This is a genomic window from Priestia sp. YIM B13486, assembly GCF_042787865.1.
Lineage (GTDB): Bacteria > Bacillota > Bacilli > Bacillales > Bacillaceae_H > Priestia > Priestia megaterium.
Genome location: NZ_JBHZOZ010000001.1, coordinates 716,891 through 734,220, shown reverse-complemented (window position 1 = coordinate 734,220; position 17,330 = coordinate 716,891). Strand labels below are relative to the sequence as shown.

Genomic DNA, 17,330 nt, shown 5'->3' with positions numbered 1-17,330 from the left:
TATTATAGAAATGTACGCTTAACTCGTTGCCAGAAAGAGTTATCTTTCAGTTTAACCGTTTTAATTTGACGGTCGCTTAAACGAATTTGAACTTGATCAACTTGGCGTGCATTTAATGCTTCGTTATCTATTCCAATAATTGGACTGTGGTTGTTGTCATTGGATAGTTTTAAAGTGAGCGTATGCTCAGCGCTTAGGATGAATGAAGATCCTAATGTACGATAGTTATTATTATTTAGCGATGCCAATTCGCTGACTTGCATACAAGGAATTAACGGATCAACTACGGCTCCACTTACCGATTTATTATAAGCCGTACTGCCTGTTGGTGTTGAAATAATCATCCCATCTCCACGGAATGTTTCAAAGTGATTTTCATTAATAAAAACATCTAGACTGAGTGTTTTTATAACACCTGATCGAATCGAACATTCATTTAAGCAATAAAAAGAAGTTCCTTGATCAATTTGAGTTTGTAAAACGGGAAATCGACGTACTTCTATATTTTCTGTCGTAATAGCTTCAATCATTTTATCCGTTTCATCGATATGAAAATCGCAGTAAAAGCTTAGTTGATCTGAAGTTGTGACACCAGCATATAAGCAGTCATCTCGAAAGCCAGATTGACGGACAGCCTGTAAGAAAGCTCCGTCACCGCCAATACTTACAATGATGTTAGCGCTGTCGAAATGATCTACTACTTGAAAGTCATATTGTTTTGCAAGCTCAATAAGTGGACTTACAAGCGCCTTTGTTTCCTGGTTTTTTGGATGAAAGAAATAAACGTTGCGACGATTTGGCATAGATAGTTCCCCCTTGTTTGTCTGATATGTAAAATATTAGCGATAAAGTAAACTTTTTAAAAAAAGTTTGTTACAATAATTATAGCATTATTGCTTTAAGAATTAAAAGAATAATCTTTTAATTCTGACACCTAAAAAGGAGGATTTTCATGAACAAAAAAAGGTGGATTGCTCTTTTAATTGCAGCCTGCTTATTCATTTTTTCTGCGATTGTTAATATTGGTTTTTCAGTCAAAGAAGAAAAAGATGACGGTCTGGCAGGCATATTTGGAGGAGACGACAGTGAACTATCAGAAACAGTTATCGAAAAAGGGAATGCAGCTAAGAAAATTGCAGTGCTAGAGGTCAATGGAACGATTCAAGATACAGGAAGCGGTTCCTCTCCGCTTATGTCCCAAAATGGTTATAACCACCAAGCATTTTTAAAGCAGCTAGAGGCTGCAAAAAATGATAAGGCAGTTAAAGGAGTCATTATTAAGGTGAATTCACCGGGCGGCGGCGTCGTTGAAAGTGCTGAAATACATAAAAAAATTGAAGAGCTGAAGAAAGAAACGAAAAAGCCAGTGTATATTTCAATGGGATCAATGGCTGCTTCAGGAGGCTATTACATTTCAACAGCGGCTAACAAAATCTATGCAATCCCGGACACTTTAACAGGTTCACTAGGTGTAATTATGCAAAGCGTTAACTACGGCAAGCTGGCTGATAGACTAGGAGTAGAATCTGTCGTGATTAAAAGCGGGGCTCATAAAGATATTATGTCTCCAACAAGAGAAATGACCGGAGAAGAAAAAGAAATTATGCAAACACTTGTAGACAACTCGTACGATGGTTTCGTCAATGTTATCTCTGAGGGACGTCACTTGTCTAAAGAAAAAGTGCGTTCTATCGCAGATGGACGAGTGTACGATGGACGTCAGGCTAAAGAGCTGAAGCTGGTCGATCAACTAGGCTATTTTGAAGATGCGGTAACAGGAATGGAAAAAGATTATAAGTTAAAAGGGGCACAAGTAATTCAATACGATCAAGGATTCGGACTGCCTTCTTGGCTTTCAATGAGCATGCAAAAAGTAATAGGTGGAGATGAACAAGTCACTGCAATGTTAAAAACATTTGCGCAGCCAAGCTCTCCGCGTCTGATGTATTTATATGCAGAATAGAGGTGGGAACATGGAAAATCAGTCTCATTCAACCGAATCAAACGACAATATAAAACATGAGCCAGCGGTAAGTACGCCAATAGGTAGTGAATTCCATTATGCAGGCTTTTGGATGCGCTTTTGGGCATATCTTTTAGATCTAGCTGTGGTAGCTAGCTTGAACTCTCTGCTGATCAAGCCCATTTTCCATTTAGCAGGTATTTCTCGAGAAGATGGATTTTTTTCTCCTTATACGATTGTAACGGTTATTATCTTCTATGGTTATTTTGTTTTAATGACCAAGTATTTTGGACAAACGCTTGGAAAAATGGTGTTTGGGCTTAAAGTAGTATCGCTGAAAGACTCCACGTTAACTTGGCCTGTTGTGCTGTTTCGTGAAGGAGTTGGACGCTATATTTCTAAAACGGTTTTTTTACTAGGCTATTTATTAGTTGCGTTTTTACCTAAGAAGCAAGGAGCACACGATTACTACGCAGATACAACCGTCATACACGAAGGTACAATCAGCAGATAATAAAAACGGGCTGGAATAAAAGGATTTTAGACGAAGTGAAAAACGAACCACTGATCAAGACTTTTGATTAGTGGTTCGTTTTTTTTGTTATGGTAAACGCAGGTTTCATTTGTTTAGATTCTTCTAGCAGTTGATTTCCGTGCAAGACTTCGCTTTCCGCGGGAGTCTTCGCCTTGTCCTCCAATCAACTGCGGTGTCACAAGCGGTTCAGCTCATGTATCCCATTTGTTCATCTTGAGATTGGGTTCATTTCGTTATATCTCAACCTCTTTTTATTGTTTCCATAAGGTTTAATATTCTGTGTTTTGGAGATAATGTGAAGCTAAGAAGGAGTGAAGGATGTGCTATGGCTTTTATGGATATTGCTAGCACTTTTAATTGTTATTGTACTTATTGTATGGACAAAAATTACGCTGTTTGTAGATCTTCACCATGTCCGAGATAACGATTATTACAGAGTGAGACTCAGGGCTTGGTTTGGTCTTATTCGCTATACATATGAAATTCCGGTAGTGAAAGTAAGAAAAGATTCACCGCGTTTGCTTGTTGAAAAGAAGAAAGGAATGGGTGATCAAGGAAAAGAAGATGAGAATTCATGGAGTGATTATTCTGTAGAAGACGGGCTAAGCATGTTAGAAAATGCGAAGCAATTTCTTGAACAGGTAGTCGGTTTCCATAAAATTTTCCGTCGTTTCTTACAGAAAGTAACGGTAAGTGATATTAGATGGCACAGCCGTTTCGGCTTAGGTGACGCTGCGTTAACAGGCGTACTTACCGGGGCTGTATGGTCTGCAAAGGGGAGCATAGTTGGTATAATCAGCCGTTATATGAAATTAAAAGATATGCCTGTTATGAGCGTTACTCCTGTATTTCAACATCATTGGTCAGAAACGGTATTTGAGTGCATAATTTCTTTTCGAGTTGGTCAAGCTATTCTAGTAGGTTTACGGACCTTGAGATACTGGCGGCATACGTCCAAAAAGCGTCGCAAAAGATGGAAGTCGTCAAATAAGAACAAGACACACTCTGTGAAAACATAAGGAGGTTATCTTAATGGCAGAACATCCAATTAAAAGTTTAATGTCGACAGCTATGGAAAATTTAAAGGAAATGATTGATGTTAATACAATCATTGGTGATCCTGTAGAAACACCTGATGGCAGTGTTATTTTAACTGTCTCAAAAGTAGGGTTTGGTTTTGCAGCGGGCGGAAGTGAATTTGGAGTAGAAGGGCATGCACCATCTTCTCCGGGACAGCATCAGCAAGAATCAGGTCATCCATTTGGCGGAGGTAGCGGTGGCGGTGTATCAATTACGCCAATTGCCTTTTTAATTGTGAGTGGAAGCGGAATTAAAATGCTTCACCTTAACGAAAGTACACATTTATATGAAAAGATTTTAGATACAGCACCTCAAGCAATTGAACGCTTGCAACAAATGTTTAAACGAAACAATCATCAGCAGGATCATCATAATCAACAAAATCAGCATCATGATAGTGCAAACGATTTTAATTTGTAAGTATAAAATAAAGCTTTGCTTGCTTCTTTGAATAGTAAAAGAAGCAAGCAAAGCTTATTTTGTTTGGTTTGTTTTCTAGCTTGGAGTGCCATGTTTTGTATGTCATTTAATTGCAATATAGAGACAGACAAGCTAATATGAACAGTGTACATACTTATTTAAAGGAGGAATTATTCGTGACTAAATTTAAAGGTAACGATGTAACATTATTAGGAAATCAAGTGAAGGTTGGAGACAAGGCTCCAAACTTTACTGTTTTAGCAAATGATTTATCAGAAGTAACGCTTGACAGTACAAAGGGTTCTGTTCGCCTAATCAGTGTAGTTCCTTCTATTGATACTGGAGTTTGTGATGCGCAAACTCGCCGCTTCAACGAAGAAGCAGCTAAATTAGATAACGTAAAAGTATTAACAGTAAGCGTAGATTTACCGTTTGCTCAAAAGCGCTGGTGTGGTGCTAATGGTATTGATAATGTTCAAACTTTATCTGACCACCGCGACTTATCTTTCGGAGAAGCATATGGTGTAGCTATTCAAGAATTACGCTTATTAGCTCGTTCAATCTTTGTGGTAGACTCAAATGACAACGTAACGTATGTTGAGTACTTACCAGAAGTAACTGAGCATCCGAACTACGAAGCAGCAATCGAAGCAGCTAAAACAGCTAAGTAAGATTGTCAGTGGCGTTCGGCAGAAGGCGGAAAACAATGTTTTTCGCCTTCTTTGTGTTTTAAGAAGTTTTTATGATAAAATATGATGTTCCAAATAGGACGTTTACTCATTTATATAGATATTATTTCATTACACAGGAGGCAGAATATGAGTCAGTTAGCTAGTATGGAAAAGCTATTTGGTGTAATTGATCAAACAGCTATTATTTTAAGAAAAGAACTAAACTGCGTATATTTAGAAGCAGTAGCTGAAACGGGAGAAAATTTGTTTCAAGGAACTATTTTACAAAAAGAGCTAGATGAGGTAACTAAAAAACGTTTAAAAAAAGAATACGATTCAATCACGCTTGATCATTTTGAAAAAGAAACGATTCGAAAAGCGTATCAGCTGGCTATTTTAAAAGGCATGAAAGAAGCAGTTCAGCCTAACCACCAAATGACGCCTGATGCTGTAGGACTATTTGTCAGCTATCTAGTTGGAAAGTTCATGGCAGGAAAAGATAAATATACGCTTTTAGATCCCGCAGTAGGAGCAGGGAATTTATTAACAACCATTTTAAACACACACGCTGCGTCAATTGAACACGTATACGGTGTAGACGTGGATGATTTATTACTTCAATTAACATATGTAAATGCAAATTTACAGAAGCACGGCGTTCAATTATTCAATCAAGACAGCTTACAGCCGCTTTTTATTGATCCTGTGGATTTAGTTGTCTGTGACCTGCCGGTTGGTTATTATCCAAACGACGAAGGGGCAAAAGAGTATAAGGTAAGAGCTGAAGAAGGTCACACTTATGCTCATCACTTATTTATTGAACAAAGCTTGCGTCATGTAAAAGACGGAGGATACGTAGTGGCTCTTATTCCAAATAACTTGTTTGAATCTGAACAGTCTCATTTATTACAGCCGCTCTTAAAAGAGGAAGCAATCGTGCAAGGGATTATTCAGCTGCCACTTTCAATGTTCAAACAAGAGCAGGCTGCTAAAAGTATTATGGTTCTTCAAAAGCAGGGAGAAGGAGTAACAGCACCTGAAAACGCGCTGCTTGTGAATTTGCCGAAGTTCAGCAATCGGGAAGCAATGAGTGATATTATGGCTCAAATGGACCAATGGTTCCGAGTGAATAAAAAGTAAGTCTTTTTCGAAAATAATGAATATTTTTCGGTAGCGTTTTCATGATGTATAGCTCTTGAAATCTATTGTCGTGAATGATTAAATGAATAAGGATAGAAATCGTGTCGAAATGCATAGAATATTGTAGAGATTACACTTTTATGTTCTGTTCGTTATGTTTATGATGCACGTATAATAAAGAAGGAGCTGTTTTTTTATGTCAAAAATCATGGCAATCAACGCCGGCAGTTCTTCACTTAAGTTTCAATTATTTGAAATGCCAAGTGAGACGGTATTAACAAAAGGTTTAGTAGAACGAATTGGTTTAGATAACGCTGTTTTCACGATCTCGGTAAATGGTGAAAAACAAACGGATATTACAGAAATCCCTGACCATGCTGTTGCAGTTAAAATTTTAGTTGAAAAGTTACTTTCTCAAAACATCATTCAATCATACGATGAAATCACTGGTGTAGGTCACCGTGTAGTACACGGCGGAGAGAAATTTGCTGATTCTGTTTTAATCACAGATGAAACACTAGCGGAAATTGAAGCTTTATCTGATTTAGCACCGCTTCACAACCCAGCAAACATTGTGGGAATTAAAGCGTTCCAAGATATTCTTCCAAATGTTCCAGCTGTAGCAGTTTTCGATACAGCATTCCATCAAACAATGCCAGAAAAATCATTCTTGTACAGCTTACCGTACGAGTACTATGAAAAGTATGGCGTTCGTAAATACGGTTTCCACGGCACATCTCATAAATATGTTTCTGAGCGTGCAGCTGAGCTTCTTGGCCGTCCGATCGAACAATTGCGCTTAATTTCTTGTCACTTAGGTAACGGTGCAAGTATCGCTGCAATTGAAGGCGGCAAGTCAATTGATACATCAATGGGCTTCACACCATTAGCTGGTGTAGCAATGGGAACTCGTTCAGGTAACATTGACCCTGCATTAATTCCATTTATTATGGAGAAAACAGGAAAAACTGCTGACGAAGTATTAAATGTATTAAATAAAGAAAGTGGTCTTTTAGGTGTATCTGGTATTTCTAGTGACCTACGCGATCTAATCAAAGCAAGCGCTGAAGGCAATGAACGCGCTGAAACAGCACTTGAAGTATTTGCTAGCCGTATTCATAAATATATCGGTTCTTATGCTGCTCGTATGTCTGGTGTAGATGCAATCATCTTCACAGCAGGTATTGGAGAAAACAGTGATGTTGTACGTGCTCGCGTTCTGCGCGGTTTAGAGTTCATGGGCGTTTATTGGGATCCAGCTTTAAATAGTGTACAAGGAGAAGAAGCATTTATTAGCTACCCTCATTCTCCAGTTAAAGTTATGGTTATTCCTACAGATGAAGAAGTTATGATTGCACGTGACGTTACTCGTTTAGCGAATATTTAAGTTCATAAAGTGCCTCTTCAATGCATGAATTCTCATAAATTGTCAGGCAAACTAACGAAAAGCTGATTTCCTTGTTTGGAAATCAGCTTTTTTATATAGCGTAAGTAGCTGACGTTTGAAAGAAGGTTTACAACGTATAGAAGAAAGAAATAATATAGGAAGCAAAATGTAACGGATGCATTATTTGTTATAATAAAAATAAAACTACTTATTTCTTGAAAGGGTGACATGATGATACTAACGAATCGCGAAGAACAGCTTTTAGAAGAAATCTATAAATGGGAAGAGAGCTTACAGAGTGTAGAAGCAACTGAGATGGAGTTATTGTACGAAGAGTGGTTAGAAAAAGGGCTTAACTTAATTCCAGCTTCTGTTCGTGAGACCTATTTACATAAAATTGATGAGGGACTCTTTCAGTTAACTGCATTAATTCAAGGTACGGAAATGCAAACTCAAGCGACAAAACGAATTATTGAAACCGCTCGTGTATTCAAAGAGGATATCACAGATCTGTCAGAAATGAATTCCCTTCAAGTAGATCAGCTTTCTTATATATGCGAACAGCAAATGGCCAAGCTTCGGTTGTATGCGCTGAGTCAAGGAGCACTTTCAGGAACCGGACAATCGCTGCTAGTCGGTATTGATATACCTGCTGTTTTATGCATGAATATTCAAGCGGTGCAACAGGCAGCAATGAGCTACGGTTATCATATCCAGACTCCTTCAGAGCTTATGCTAACGCTAAAAGTGTTCCATGCAGCAACCTTACCTAGACACCTTCAGGCTGAGGGGTGGCATCAATTAAAGGGTGAGTTAAGCCAAGAATTTGACCCGTATTTTTATGAAGGTGTTGATCAAATTGTAGATAAAACGTGGCTGCAAAAAATCGTTGTGCAAATTGGGAAAACGCTAGCTATATTCGCTGCGAAGCGAAAAGTTTATAATCGTTTGCCGATTGTAAGCATGATGGTTGGCGGAGGGATGAATTATCGAATGGCCAAACAAGTGACAGATTATGCGAAGCGCTTTTACCAATACCGCTATTTGCTGGATAAGAAAAACGAGTCTCATTAATTTTTCATGAGACTCGTTTTTTTGTCTATCCGTGAACTTTTTTTGATATTTCCTCATTTGTTCGATACCAAATCCACAAATCATTAATAATAGAAGCAAGTTCTCCTATCTCGCTATTCAATTCACAGGAGCGGATAAAATTAGTCTCATCTTCTAACGCCGCTTGTTTTTGATTAATACTCTTTTCTAAAGATTGAATTTTGTCTGGAATCTGCCCCCGAATGGATTCCCATGTTAGGAGGATATCTTGCTGAACTTTTTCAGAATAGAATGTCCATTCTCTTTCGAGAGCAGGAATTTTTATACCGAGTCTGTTGTCATAAGTAAAAAAGCGCTCCATTTTTTCACCTCTTCCCTTCCATTTTATACAATGACAAAAGCCAGAGCTACTGTAAGTGAAAAATAAATCATGTATACTTGATTTATGCATATAAATATACAAAGTATATAAGGAAGGAATATTCATTCATATCTATTTTTACAGTATTTTAAGAGATTTCACCCTATTAAATTAAAATAAATGTGAATTTATATACTTTTTTTTGAATAACTATTGAAAATAGATTAAAAAGTTGTTAAAGTAATAGTAGATTAAATGAATAAAAATTAAAGCGGTTGTATTAATATATATATAATTTGTAGGAGGAATAGATAATGAGTAATCCAAAAGTTGTTTTAGCATATTCCGGAGGTTTAGATACATCAGTTGCAATTAAATGGTTACAGGAAAAAGGGTACGATGTGGTAGCTTGCTGTTTAGATGTAGGCGAAGGAAAAGATTTGAAATTCGTTAAAGAAAAAGCCTTAACAGTTGGAGCAGTATCATCATATGTGATTGATGCAAAAGAAGAATATGCCAATACATTTGCGTTAGCAGCACTTCAAGCACACACATTATATGAAGGAAAATATCCATTAGTATCTGCACTATCTAGACCGCTAATCGCTAAAAAGCTTGTAGAAGTAGCAGAACAAGAAAATGCAGTAGCTGTCGCACATGGATGTACGGGAAAAGGAAATGACCAAGTGCGTTTCGAAGTATCAATTAAAGCATTAAATCCACACTTAGAAGTTTTAGCTCCTGTTCGTGACTGGAAATGGTCTCGTGAAGAAGAAATCGAGTATGCAAAAGAAAAGAATATTCCAATTCCAATTAACTTAGACAGCCCATTTTCAATTGACCAAAACTTGTGGGGAAGAAGTAACGAGTGTGGCGTTCTTGAAGATCCTTGGGCAGCTCCACCTGAAGAAGCATATGACCTAACGGCTTCTCTTGAAAACACTCCGGACACAGCGGATGTAGTAGAAATTGAATTCGTTGAAGGTGTTCCAGTATCATTAAACGGTCAATCTTACACGCTAGCTCAGTTAATTCTAGAATTGAATGAAATTGCAGGTAAGCACGGAGTCGGACGTATTGATCATGTAGAAAACCGTCTTGTGGGAATTAAATCACGTGAAGTATATGAGTGTCCAGCTGCTATGACATTAATTAAAGCACACAAAGAGCTTGAAGATTTAACATTAGTGAAAGAAGTAGCGCACTTCAAACCAGTGATTGAGAAAAAATTAACAGAAGTTATCTATGAAGGTTTATGGTTCTCTCCATTAACAAATTCACTGCTTGCATTCTTGAAAGATACGCAGCAATATGTGAACGGAACAGTGAGAGTAAAACTATTTAAAGGGCATGCTATCGTAGAGGGACGTAAATCTCCTAATTCTTTATACAATGAAAAACTTGCAACATATACAAAAGAAGATGAATTTGATCACAATGCAGCAGTTGGTTTCATCTCATTATGGGGACTTCCAACACAAGTGAGCAGCATGGTAAATCAAAAGAAGGTGACAACGGTATGACCAAACTTTGGGGAGGGCGTTTTACGAAACGCCCTGAACAATGGATTGACGAGTTCGGTGCGTCGATTTCATTTGATCAGCATCTTGTAGAAGAAGATATTGAAGGCAGTTTAGCACATGTAACAATGCTTGAGAAATGCAGTATTCTTTCTGGAGATGAAGCGTCACAAATTAAAAAAGGCCTTCAAACACTGCTTGAAAAAGCTAAGAAGAAAGAATTAACATTTTCTGCTCAATATGAAGATATTCATTTGAATTTAGAAAAGTTATTAATTGATGAAATTGGTCCCGTTGGAGGGAAGCTTCATACGGGTCGAAGCCGTAATGATCAAGTTGCTACAGATATGCACTTATATTTAAAAAAGCATGTTCAGCAAATTGTAGGTCTGATTGAAAATCTAGAAGATGTATTGCTTACAAAAGCAGATCAGCATGTTGAAACCATTTTTCCAGGCTACACACATTTGCAGCGCGCGCAGCCGGTTTCTTTTGCTCATCATTTAATGGCTTATGTTTCAATGTTCAAGCGCGATGCTGAACGTTATGCGGAATCGCTGAAGCGTATTGATTTATCTCCTTTAGGAGCAGGAGCTTTAGCTGGTACAACATTCCCAATTGATCGTCACTATAGTGCTGAGCTTCTAGGCTTTAATGGGATTTATCAAAACAGTATGGATGCTGTCAGCGATCGTGACTTTATTTTAGAGTTTTTAAGCAACAGTTCTATTTTAATGATGCATTTATCTCGTTTTTGTGAAGAGTTAATTTTATGGTCTAGTCAAGAATTTCAATTTATTGAAATGGATGATACGTACGCAACGGGCAGCAGTATTATGCCTCAAAAGAAAAATCCTGATATGGCGGAGTTAATTCGTGGTAAAACAGGACGAGTATATGGTCATTTATTTAGCCTATTGACTGTGTTAAAAGGTACCCCTTTAACATACAACAAAGACTTGCAAGAAGATAAAGAAGGCATGTTCGATACGGTTACAACGATTGAAGGATGTTTGACCATTTTTGCTGGCATGATTGAAACAATGACAGTAAAAACAAATGTTATGGAAAAAGCTACGAAACAAGATTTTTCAAATGCAACGGAGTTAGCTGACTATCTTGCTTCAAAAGGTATGCCGTTTCGTGAAGCACATGAAGTGGTTGGGAAACTGGTTCTCGTTTGTATTCAGAAAAATATCTACCTAATGGATTTGCCGCTTGAACAATATAAGGAAGCGTCAGATTTATTCGAGGAAGACATCTATCATGTATTAAGTCCAAAAACAGCTGTTAATCGCCGCAATAGCGCGGGAGGAACAGGATTTGAACAAGTAAAAAAAGCAATTCAGCTAGCTAAAGATGAATTGCATGAAAAAACATCGATATAAAAAAGTTATCAAAACGTCCGCAGAAAAATCTGCGGGCGTTTTTTGATGTGAGATAAATGGTATAACTAGAGCATTTAAGAAGAAAATAGAAAAGATCATGTAAGGGATTATGAAGTAAAGTTTACATTCGTAAAGAAAATAAAGTGAAAAAGGAGAAGTGACATATGAAAGACAAAAAACATCCGCAGCATGTATATGAATATGATTTTGAAGGAGAAAAAGAGACATCAAGACAGCTAATGGATTCTTATTCAAGCGGCGTCATTGGCGATGCTATGGCTTCTGTAGTGGAAAATCCAGAAGCACAGAGTGATAACGAACTATATGAATAACTAGATGCATATACTGTATATAGACTAAGAAAAGCAGGATTATGCTGAGCTCTATCGAAAGGTAACGTCATAGTAAATCCGGTTTTCTAAAGGATTTGGTGTGGCGTTCTTTTTTCAGTTAATCACTGATATAAGAAAAGAGGGATAAAGGTGAAAATTGGAGTGCCGAAAGAAGTAAAAAACAATGAAAATCGCGTGGCTATTACTCCAGCTGGTGTTACAGCTTTAGTTAACGGTGGGCATGATGTATATATTGAAACACAGGCAGGAGAAGGCTCTGGATTCCATGATGAAGATTACACAAATGCAGGAGCTTCTATCGTAAATACTGCAAAAGAAGCATGGGATGCTGAAATGGTTATGAAAGTAAAAGAACCGATTTCAGAAGAATACGGATATTTTCGTGAAGGACTTATTTTGTTTACCTATTTACATTTGGCAGCTGAAGAAGCATTAACGAAAGCATTGATTGATAAAAAGGTGGTAGGCATCGCTTATGAAACTGTACAGCTTCCAAACAAAAGCTTGCCTCTGTTAACTCCGATGAGCGAAGTTGCAGGAAGAATGTCTTCTCAGATTGGAGCTCAATTTTTGGAGAAAACCAAAGGTGGCAAAGGGATTTTATTAAGTGGAGTTCCAGGCGTGCAAAGAGGAAAAGTAACAATTATTGGAGGAGGAGTAGCGGGAACCAACGCTGCTAAAATTGCGGTCGGATTAGGGGCTGATGTTACAATAATTGATTTAAACGCTGATCGCCTTCGCCAGCTTGATGATTTATTTGGTAAAGAAGTGACGACATTAATGTCAAATCACTACAATATCGCACAATCTGTAAAAGAGTCAGATTTAGTGATAGGAGCGGTTCTCATACCGGGAGCTAAAGCGCCAAAGCTTGTCACAGAGGAAATGGTTCAAACGATGTCAAAAGGGTCCGTTGTAGTTGATATTGCTATTGATCAAGGGGGGATTTTTGAAACAACTGATCGCATTACCACTCACGATAACCCGACTTATTCGAAGCATGAGGTCTTGCATTATGCTGTTGCTAATATGCCTGGAGCTGTTCCACGCACGTCGACCTTAGCGCTGACCAACGTAACGGTTCCTTATGCTCTGCAAATAGCAAATCAGGGATATAAAAAAGCGTGCTTAAAAAACCCTTCCCTTCTTCAAGGCATCAACACCCTAAATGGGTTTGTCACTTACGCGGCTGTTGCAGATGCACACGGTCTAACTTACGCTGATGCAACAACTTTATTAGAGCAAGCATAATAAGGCATGTTTTTGCGCAGTTTGTGATATGATAGCCGCGTATTCACTTGTTTTGTAACCAAAACAGACGGGTAGAATATAGAAAAGGTTAGTGTAAAAGGAGAGAATATATGATGCGCGTTTCTTATCATGGACATTCTGTTGTTAAAATTGAAACAAAAGGAAAAACAATTTTAATTGACCCGTTTATCACTGGAAATGAATTAACAGATTTAAATGCTGAAGATGTAAAAGCAGATGTGATTTTACTGACTCATGGCCATAATGATCATGTAGGCGACACGGTGGAAATTGCTAAGCGCAGCGGTGCACTTGTTGTGGCAGTAGCAGAATTAGCTACATATCTTAGCTGGCAAGGCTTAAACGTACATCCAATGAGCATAGGCGGAGCTTATACATTTGATTTTGGTACGGTAAAATTGACACAAGCTTTCCACGGTTCAAGTTATACAGAAAATAATGAGAAAATTATTTATACAGGAATGCCGGCTGGTTTGCTTTTAACGATTGAAGGAAAGACAATTTATCATGCTGGAGATACGGCTTTATTTTCTGATTTAAAGTTAATTGGTCGCCATGAGCCTGACGTAGCATTTCTTCCAATTGGAGATAACTTTACAATGGGACCTGAAGATGCGGCTATCGCAGCGGAATGGGTGCAGGCAAAGCTTGTTGTGCCAATTCACTACAATACATTTCCTGTAATTAAGCAAGATCCTCATCAATTTGTTGAGTCTTTATCTGGTATTGAAGGAAAAGTATTAAAAGTTGGAGAAGGATTGGATCTTTAATCATAAATAAAGGCTGGGACAAAACGATTTCAGTTAAAGTTAAAAAAGAACGAGTAATCGATATTATCGATCACTCGTTCTTTTTTTATTGTTAAGGTGAACGTAGGTTTCACATTTGTTCATCTTTAGCTTGAATCGATGAAGTTATGTCTTAATCTCTTTTTATTTGTAAAGAAACGTTCTGCTTTTTTTACTTCCCTGCATACGATAGTAATAATAAGGAGGGAGAACTATGGAAAAAAATCGAGTTATTTTATCGCTTTTATTATGCGGAGTGATGCTTTACTATGCAATGCCGCACTTAGTGTTAACAACTTCGAGTTTGCAAGGGGTTTTTAGCATAAGCTGGCTTACCTTTGCTCTTTTTGTAGCCGGAGGCAATTTGTCATCACTGCTTTATGCACCGCGCCGCAAGAAGGCAGGTATTCAAAAAAATAGTGCGAGAAAGCCTTTGCGTCAAAGAGGTTAGATTGAATCCATTTCACTTCCCCCGTATAATAAAAGAAAAGACATATGAAACGTAAAAACGTTTTAGAAGGGTGAAGTACACGTGGCGACAAAACATGAGCAAATTTTACAGTATATCGATTCGCTTCCAATTGGTGAAAAAATTTCAGTGCGCCAAATTGCCAAAGAACTGAATGTCAGTGAAGGCACGGCGTACCGAGCAATAAAAGACGCGGAAAATAAAGGATATGTTTCAACGATTGAACGAGTTGGGACCATTCGAATTGAACGAAAGAAGAAAGAAAACATTGAAAAGCTCACGTTTGCTGAAGTAGTAAACATCGTGGATGGACAAGTGCTGGGCGGACGTGAAGGTTTGCATAAAACGTTAAACAAGTTTGTTATTGGAGCGATGAAGCTTGATGCTATGATGAGATATACCGAGGCCGGAAACCTTCTTATCGTAGGGAATCGAGTAAACGCTCATGAATTAGCTCTTGAAGCAGGAGCAGCCGTGTTAATTACGGGCGGCTTTGATACGGAAGAATGGGTTAAGAAGCTTGCGGATGATCTTAAACTTCCTATTATTTCAACGAGCTATGATACGTTTACAGTTGCAACGATGATTAATCGTGCTATTTATGATCAGCTGATAAAAAAAGAAATTGTGCTTGTAGAGGATATTTTAACACCTATCTCTGAAGCGGTTAGCTTGCAGTTAACCGATACGATTGAAAAATGGCATGAATGTAACGATAAGACTCACCACAGTCGTTTTCCTGTAGTGGATCAGCATATGAAAGTTCACGGTATGGTCACCTCAAAAGATGTTATTGGATATGACCTTTCTACTCCAATTGAAAAAGTAATGACGAAAAATCCGATGACGGTTCACGGGAAAACATCGGTTGCTTCTTCTGCGCATATGATGGTATGGGAAGGGATTGAAGTGCTGCCTGTAGTGGATGATTACCACCGGCTAGAGGGCATTATCAGCCGTCAAGATGTTTTAAAGGCGCTGCAAATGATTCAGCGTCAACCGCAGGTAGGAGAAACTATTGACGACATTGTAACCAATCAATTTATGGATGTACAAGAGACAAAAGAAGCACCGGTGTATCGCTGTGAAGTAACGCCGCAAATGACGAATTATATGGGGACTATTTCATACGGAGTTTTCACTACTATTGTAACGGAAGCCGCCAATCGTGTTCTTCGCTTATATAAAAAAGGTGATTTGGTTATTGAAAACATCACCGTTTATTTTATTAAGCCAGTTCAAATTGAAAGCGTAATTGAAATTCGCCCTAAGCTATTAGAACTTGGTCGGAAGTTTGCTAAATTAGATGTAGAAGTCTACAATGCCGGGGTTGTAGTAGGGAAAGCGATGATGATGGCTCAGTTATTGGAAAGAGTATAAAAAAAGAAGCTGCTCTGCAGCTTCTTTTACATTTGACCAGCTTCTTTTATTGCATAAGGCTGATAGTACTTGTAAGCTTTGATACCTGCTAATATGCTGCCTGAACCGAATAATACAAATAGTATGCCGATGATAAGCGAAAGGCTTGTTTCGTAAATAAACCATTGATTGATTCCAAAAAATAATACAAAAGAGCCAAGACAAATACTCGACTTAGCGGAAATCCACTTTCGTTCCATTGGGCGTTTCGAACGTACGTATTTTACTTTTAAATACATGTAGAAAACAAAGGACACAACGATTAAAATCATAAAAAATGGCACAGACGCCCCTCCAGTCCGGTGTATTTCTATCCATAATGTTTCTAGATGTTAGTAATGCGTAGTGTTGAAAGTGTTTACAGTAGTATCTATTATTTTACAGGTAGATGACAGAAAATTCTACTATTGATTGATTCTTCTTTCAAAAAAGAGAAGAGATATGATTTAATAAATAATATGGATACAGCGCTGCGGAAATGTAAGTGCATGTGGTACGTACATAAAATAAGAACAGTATTGACAGGAGAGAGAAAATGAAAGCACAAATATTAGAAGCTATTAAGCAGTTTGACACCATCATTATTCACCGGCACATTCGTCCAGATCCAGATGCATACGGATCTCAGTGCGGATTAGCGGAATTGTTAAAAACATCTTTTCCGGAGAAGAAGGTATACGTAACGGGAGAAGAAGCGGAGTCATTAAAATTTTTATACCGGATGGATGACATCGCTGATGACACCTACGAGGATGCGCTTGTCATCGTTTGTGATACGGCTAATGAAGCCCGAGTGTCAGATCAGCGCTACGTAAATGGAAAAATGGTCATTAAAATTGATCACCATCCAAACCAAACTCCTTACGGTGATTTGCTTTGGGTTGAGACGTCTGCTTCTTCAACAAGCGAAATGATTTATGAATTTTACTTGGAAGGAAAAGAAAAGGGATTATCTCTGAATGATGAAGGAGCAAAGCTGATCTTCAGCGGTATCGTCGGAGATACGGGTCGATTTTTATTTCCAAATACAAAGCCGAAAACGTTTTGCTATGCAAGTGAATTGATTCAATATGGTTTCAATTTTAAAGACGTATATGATCAGTTATACAAAACAAAAGAAAACGTCGCTCACTTACACGGATATGTGCTGCAAAACTTTACGATGTCTCCCACAGGAGTTGCTCATATGAAAATCCCGAATGAAATTCTTCGAAAATATGATGTGACACCAGCCGATGCCTCTCAGCTAGTCGGTTCGTTAGGGCAAATTGATGGAGTAAAAACGTGGGTATTTTTTGTGGAGGAAGAAAATCAAATTCGTGTTCGCCTTCGTTCAAAAGAGCTTGTCATTAATACAATTGCTAGAAAATACAACGGAGGAGGCCATCCTCTTGCGTCCGGCGCTTCCATTTATTCATGGGAAGAAGTAGAGCCTTTACTGCTTGATTTAGAAGAGCTCTGCAGTCAGGAGTAATCTGTAAAATAAGCCGTTGATTTTAAATCAGCGGCTT

General features: G+C 38.1%; 19 protein-coding genes. 16 read left to right on the top strand and 3 right to left on the bottom strand.

Annotation, left to right across the window (positions count from 1 at the left end):
• Window positions 1-2 precede the first annotated feature (2 nt).
• Entirely contained in the window at window positions 3-803 is an 801-nt protein-coding gene (locus tag ACFX4G_RS03715) for an NAD kinase (protein WP_013059475.1), read from the bottom strand.
• Window positions 804-952: 149 nt separating this feature from the next.
• Between ACFX4G_RS03715 and sppA the strand changes: the two genes are divergently transcribed.
• The 8 genes from sppA (at window position 953) to ACFX4G_RS03675 (ending at window position 8,270) form a co-directional block, all read left to right on the top strand.
• The gene (sppA, locus tag ACFX4G_RS03710) at window positions 953-1,963 is read left to right on the top strand and encodes a signal peptide peptidase SppA (RefSeq protein WP_043975976.1); all 1,011 of its coding nucleotides are present in this window, start codon (window positions 953-955) and stop codon (window positions 1,961-1,963) included.
• A gap of 10 nt (window positions 1,964-1,973) precedes the next feature.
• Window positions 1,974-2,477 carry an RDD family protein gene (locus ACFX4G_RS03705; RefSeq protein WP_097824677.1) on the top strand — a complete coding sequence of 168 codons (504 nt, stop codon included), beginning with the start codon at window positions 1,974-1,976 and terminating at the stop codon, window positions 2,475-2,477.
• 341 nt (window positions 2,478-2,818) lie between these two features.
• A complete protein-coding gene (locus tag ACFX4G_RS03700; protein ID WP_377572863.1) occupies window positions 2,819-3,517 on the top strand; it encodes a DUF2953 domain-containing protein in 699 nt (232 codons plus the stop codon).
• A gap of 13 nt (window positions 3,518-3,530) precedes the next feature.
• Complete coding sequence (ytfJ, locus tag ACFX4G_RS03695; RefSeq protein WP_162215025.1) at window positions 3,531-3,998, top strand: GerW family sporulation protein; 468 nt, start codon at window positions 3,531-3,533, stop codon at window positions 3,996-3,998.
• Between the two features lie 176 nt (window positions 3,999-4,174).
• Window positions 4,175-4,669, top strand: a complete 495-nt coding sequence (gene tpx, locus ACFX4G_RS03690) for a thiol peroxidase (protein ID WP_013059470.1) — start codon at window positions 4,175-4,177, stop codon at window positions 4,667-4,669.
• 147 nt (window positions 4,670-4,816) lie between these two features.
• Window positions 4,817-5,809, top strand: a complete 993-nt coding sequence (locus ACFX4G_RS03685) for a class I SAM-dependent methyltransferase (RefSeq protein WP_043975986.1) — start codon at window positions 4,817-4,819, stop codon at window positions 5,807-5,809.
• 196 nt (window positions 5,810-6,005) lie between these two features.
• A complete protein-coding gene (locus ACFX4G_RS03680; RefSeq protein ID WP_013059468.1) occupies window positions 6,006-7,196 on the top strand; it encodes an acetate kinase in 1,191 nt (396 codons plus the stop codon).
• 231 nt (window positions 7,197-7,427) lie between these two features.
• Window positions 7,428-8,270 carry an EcsC family protein gene (locus ACFX4G_RS03675; protein WP_013085209.1) on the top strand — a complete coding sequence of 281 codons (843 nt, stop codon included), beginning with the start codon at window positions 7,428-7,430 and terminating at the stop codon, window positions 8,268-8,270.
• 25 nt (window positions 8,271-8,295) lie between these two features.
• On the opposite strand, the gene ACFX4G_RS03670 is transcribed toward ACFX4G_RS03675, so the two are convergent.
• Window positions 8,296-8,610, bottom strand: a complete 315-nt coding sequence (locus ACFX4G_RS03670) for a hypothetical protein (RefSeq protein WP_029319996.1) — start codon at window positions 8,608-8,610, stop codon at window positions 8,296-8,298.
• Between the two features lie 314 nt (window positions 8,611-8,924).
• Here ACFX4G_RS03670 and ACFX4G_RS03665 point away from each other — a divergent pair, with 314 nt between their 5' ends.
• The 7 genes from ACFX4G_RS03665 to ACFX4G_RS03635 all read left to right on the top strand — a co-directional run bounded on the left by ACFX4G_RS03665 (window position 8,925) and on the right by ACFX4G_RS03635 (window position 15,780).
• Window positions 8,925-10,133, top strand: a complete 1,209-nt coding sequence (locus ACFX4G_RS03665) for an argininosuccinate synthase (RefSeq protein ID WP_013059465.1) — start codon at window positions 8,925-8,927, stop codon at window positions 10,131-10,133.
• The gene (argH, locus tag ACFX4G_RS03660) at window positions 10,130-11,518 is read left to right on the top strand and encodes an argininosuccinate lyase (RefSeq protein WP_013059464.1); all 1,389 of its coding nucleotides are present in this window, start codon (window positions 10,130-10,132) and stop codon (window positions 11,516-11,518) included. Before ACFX4G_RS03665 ends, argH begins: the two co-directional genes overlap by 4 nt.
• Before the next feature lie 164 nt (window positions 11,519-11,682).
• Window positions 11,683-11,850 carry a hypothetical protein gene (locus ACFX4G_RS03655; RefSeq protein ID WP_013059463.1) on the top strand — a complete coding sequence of 56 codons (168 nt, stop codon included), beginning with the start codon at window positions 11,683-11,685 and terminating at the stop codon, window positions 11,848-11,850.
• A 150-nt stretch (window positions 11,851-12,000) separates the two neighbouring features.
• Window positions 12,001-13,122: an alanine dehydrogenase gene (gene ald, locus ACFX4G_RS03650; protein ID WP_014458028.1), complete on the top strand. Its 1,122-nt coding sequence runs from the start codon at window positions 12,001-12,003 to the stop codon at window positions 13,120-13,122.
• Between the two features lie 113 nt (window positions 13,123-13,235).
• Window positions 13,236-13,913 carry a metal-dependent hydrolase gene (locus ACFX4G_RS03645; protein WP_043976679.1) on the top strand — a complete coding sequence of 226 codons (678 nt, stop codon included), beginning with the start codon at window positions 13,236-13,238 and terminating at the stop codon, window positions 13,911-13,913.
• Between the two features lie 232 nt (window positions 13,914-14,145).
• The gene (locus ACFX4G_RS03640) at window positions 14,146-14,382 is read left to right on the top strand and encodes a hypothetical protein (RefSeq protein WP_013085204.1); all 237 of its coding nucleotides are present in this window, start codon (window positions 14,146-14,148) and stop codon (window positions 14,380-14,382) included.
• A gap of 81 nt (window positions 14,383-14,463) precedes the next feature.
• Window positions 14,464-15,780, top strand: coding sequence for a DRTGG domain-containing protein (locus ACFX4G_RS03635; protein ID WP_377572861.1), 1,317 nt, complete (start codon window positions 14,464-14,466; stop codon window positions 15,778-15,780).
• 26 nt (window positions 15,781-15,806) lie between these two features.
• On the opposite strand, the gene ACFX4G_RS03630 is transcribed toward ACFX4G_RS03635, so the two are convergent.
• On the bottom strand, window positions 15,807-16,103 hold the full coding sequence (locus ACFX4G_RS03630; RefSeq protein ID WP_013085203.1) for a YtpI family protein: 297 nt from the start codon (window positions 16,101-16,103) through the stop codon (window positions 15,807-15,809).
• A 251-nt stretch (window positions 16,104-16,354) separates the two neighbouring features.
• Between ACFX4G_RS03630 and ACFX4G_RS03625 the strand changes: the two genes are divergently transcribed.
• Window positions 16,355-17,293 carry a DHH family phosphoesterase gene (locus tag ACFX4G_RS03625; RefSeq protein ID WP_097824671.1) on the top strand — a complete coding sequence of 313 codons (939 nt, stop codon included), beginning with the start codon at window positions 16,355-16,357 and terminating at the stop codon, window positions 17,291-17,293.
• Window positions 17,294-17,330: the final 37 nt, after the last annotated feature.

Coding starts and splice junctions, on each gene's coding strand:
- ACFX4G_RS03715 (WP_013059475.1), bottom strand. CDS start 803: ATGCCAAATCGTCGCAACGTTTATTTCTTTCATCCAAAAAACCAGGAA.
- sppA (WP_043975976.1), top strand. CDS start 953: ATGAACAAAAAAAGGTGGATTGCTCTTTTAATTGCAGCCTGCTTATTC.
- ACFX4G_RS03705 (WP_097824677.1), top strand. CDS start 1,974: ATGGAAAATCAGTCTCATTCAACCGAATCAAACGACAATATAAAACAT.
- ytfJ (WP_162215025.1), top strand. CDS start 3,531: ATGGCAGAACATCCAATTAAAAGTTTAATGTCGACAGCTATGGAAAAT.
- ACFX4G_RS03685 (WP_043975986.1), top strand. CDS start 4,817: ATGAGTCAGTTAGCTAGTATGGAAAAGCTATTTGGTGTAATTGATCAA.
- ACFX4G_RS03680 (WP_013059468.1), top strand. CDS start 6,006: ATGTCAAAAATCATGGCAATCAACGCCGGCAGTTCTTCACTTAAGTTT.
- ACFX4G_RS03675 (WP_013085209.1), top strand. CDS start 7,428: ATGATACTAACGAATCGCGAAGAACAGCTTTTAGAAGAAATCTATAAA.
- ACFX4G_RS03670 (WP_029319996.1), bottom strand. CDS start 8,610: ATGGAGCGCTTTTTTACTTATGACAACAGACTCGGTATAAAAATTCCT.
- ACFX4G_RS03665 (WP_013059465.1), top strand. CDS start 8,925: ATGAGTAATCCAAAAGTTGTTTTAGCATATTCCGGAGGTTTAGATACA.
- argH (WP_013059464.1), top strand. CDS start 10,130: ATGACCAAACTTTGGGGAGGGCGTTTTACGAAACGCCCTGAACAATGG.
- ACFX4G_RS03655 (WP_013059463.1), top strand. CDS start 11,683: ATGAAAGACAAAAAACATCCGCAGCATGTATATGAATATGATTTTGAA.
- ACFX4G_RS03645 (WP_043976679.1), top strand. CDS start 13,236: ATGCGCGTTTCTTATCATGGACATTCTGTTGTTAAAATTGAAACAAAA.
- ACFX4G_RS03640 (WP_013085204.1), top strand. CDS start 14,146: ATGGAAAAAAATCGAGTTATTTTATCGCTTTTATTATGCGGAGTGATG.
- ACFX4G_RS03625 (WP_097824671.1), top strand. CDS start 16,355: ATGAAAGCACAAATATTAGAAGCTATTAAGCAGTTTGACACCATCATT.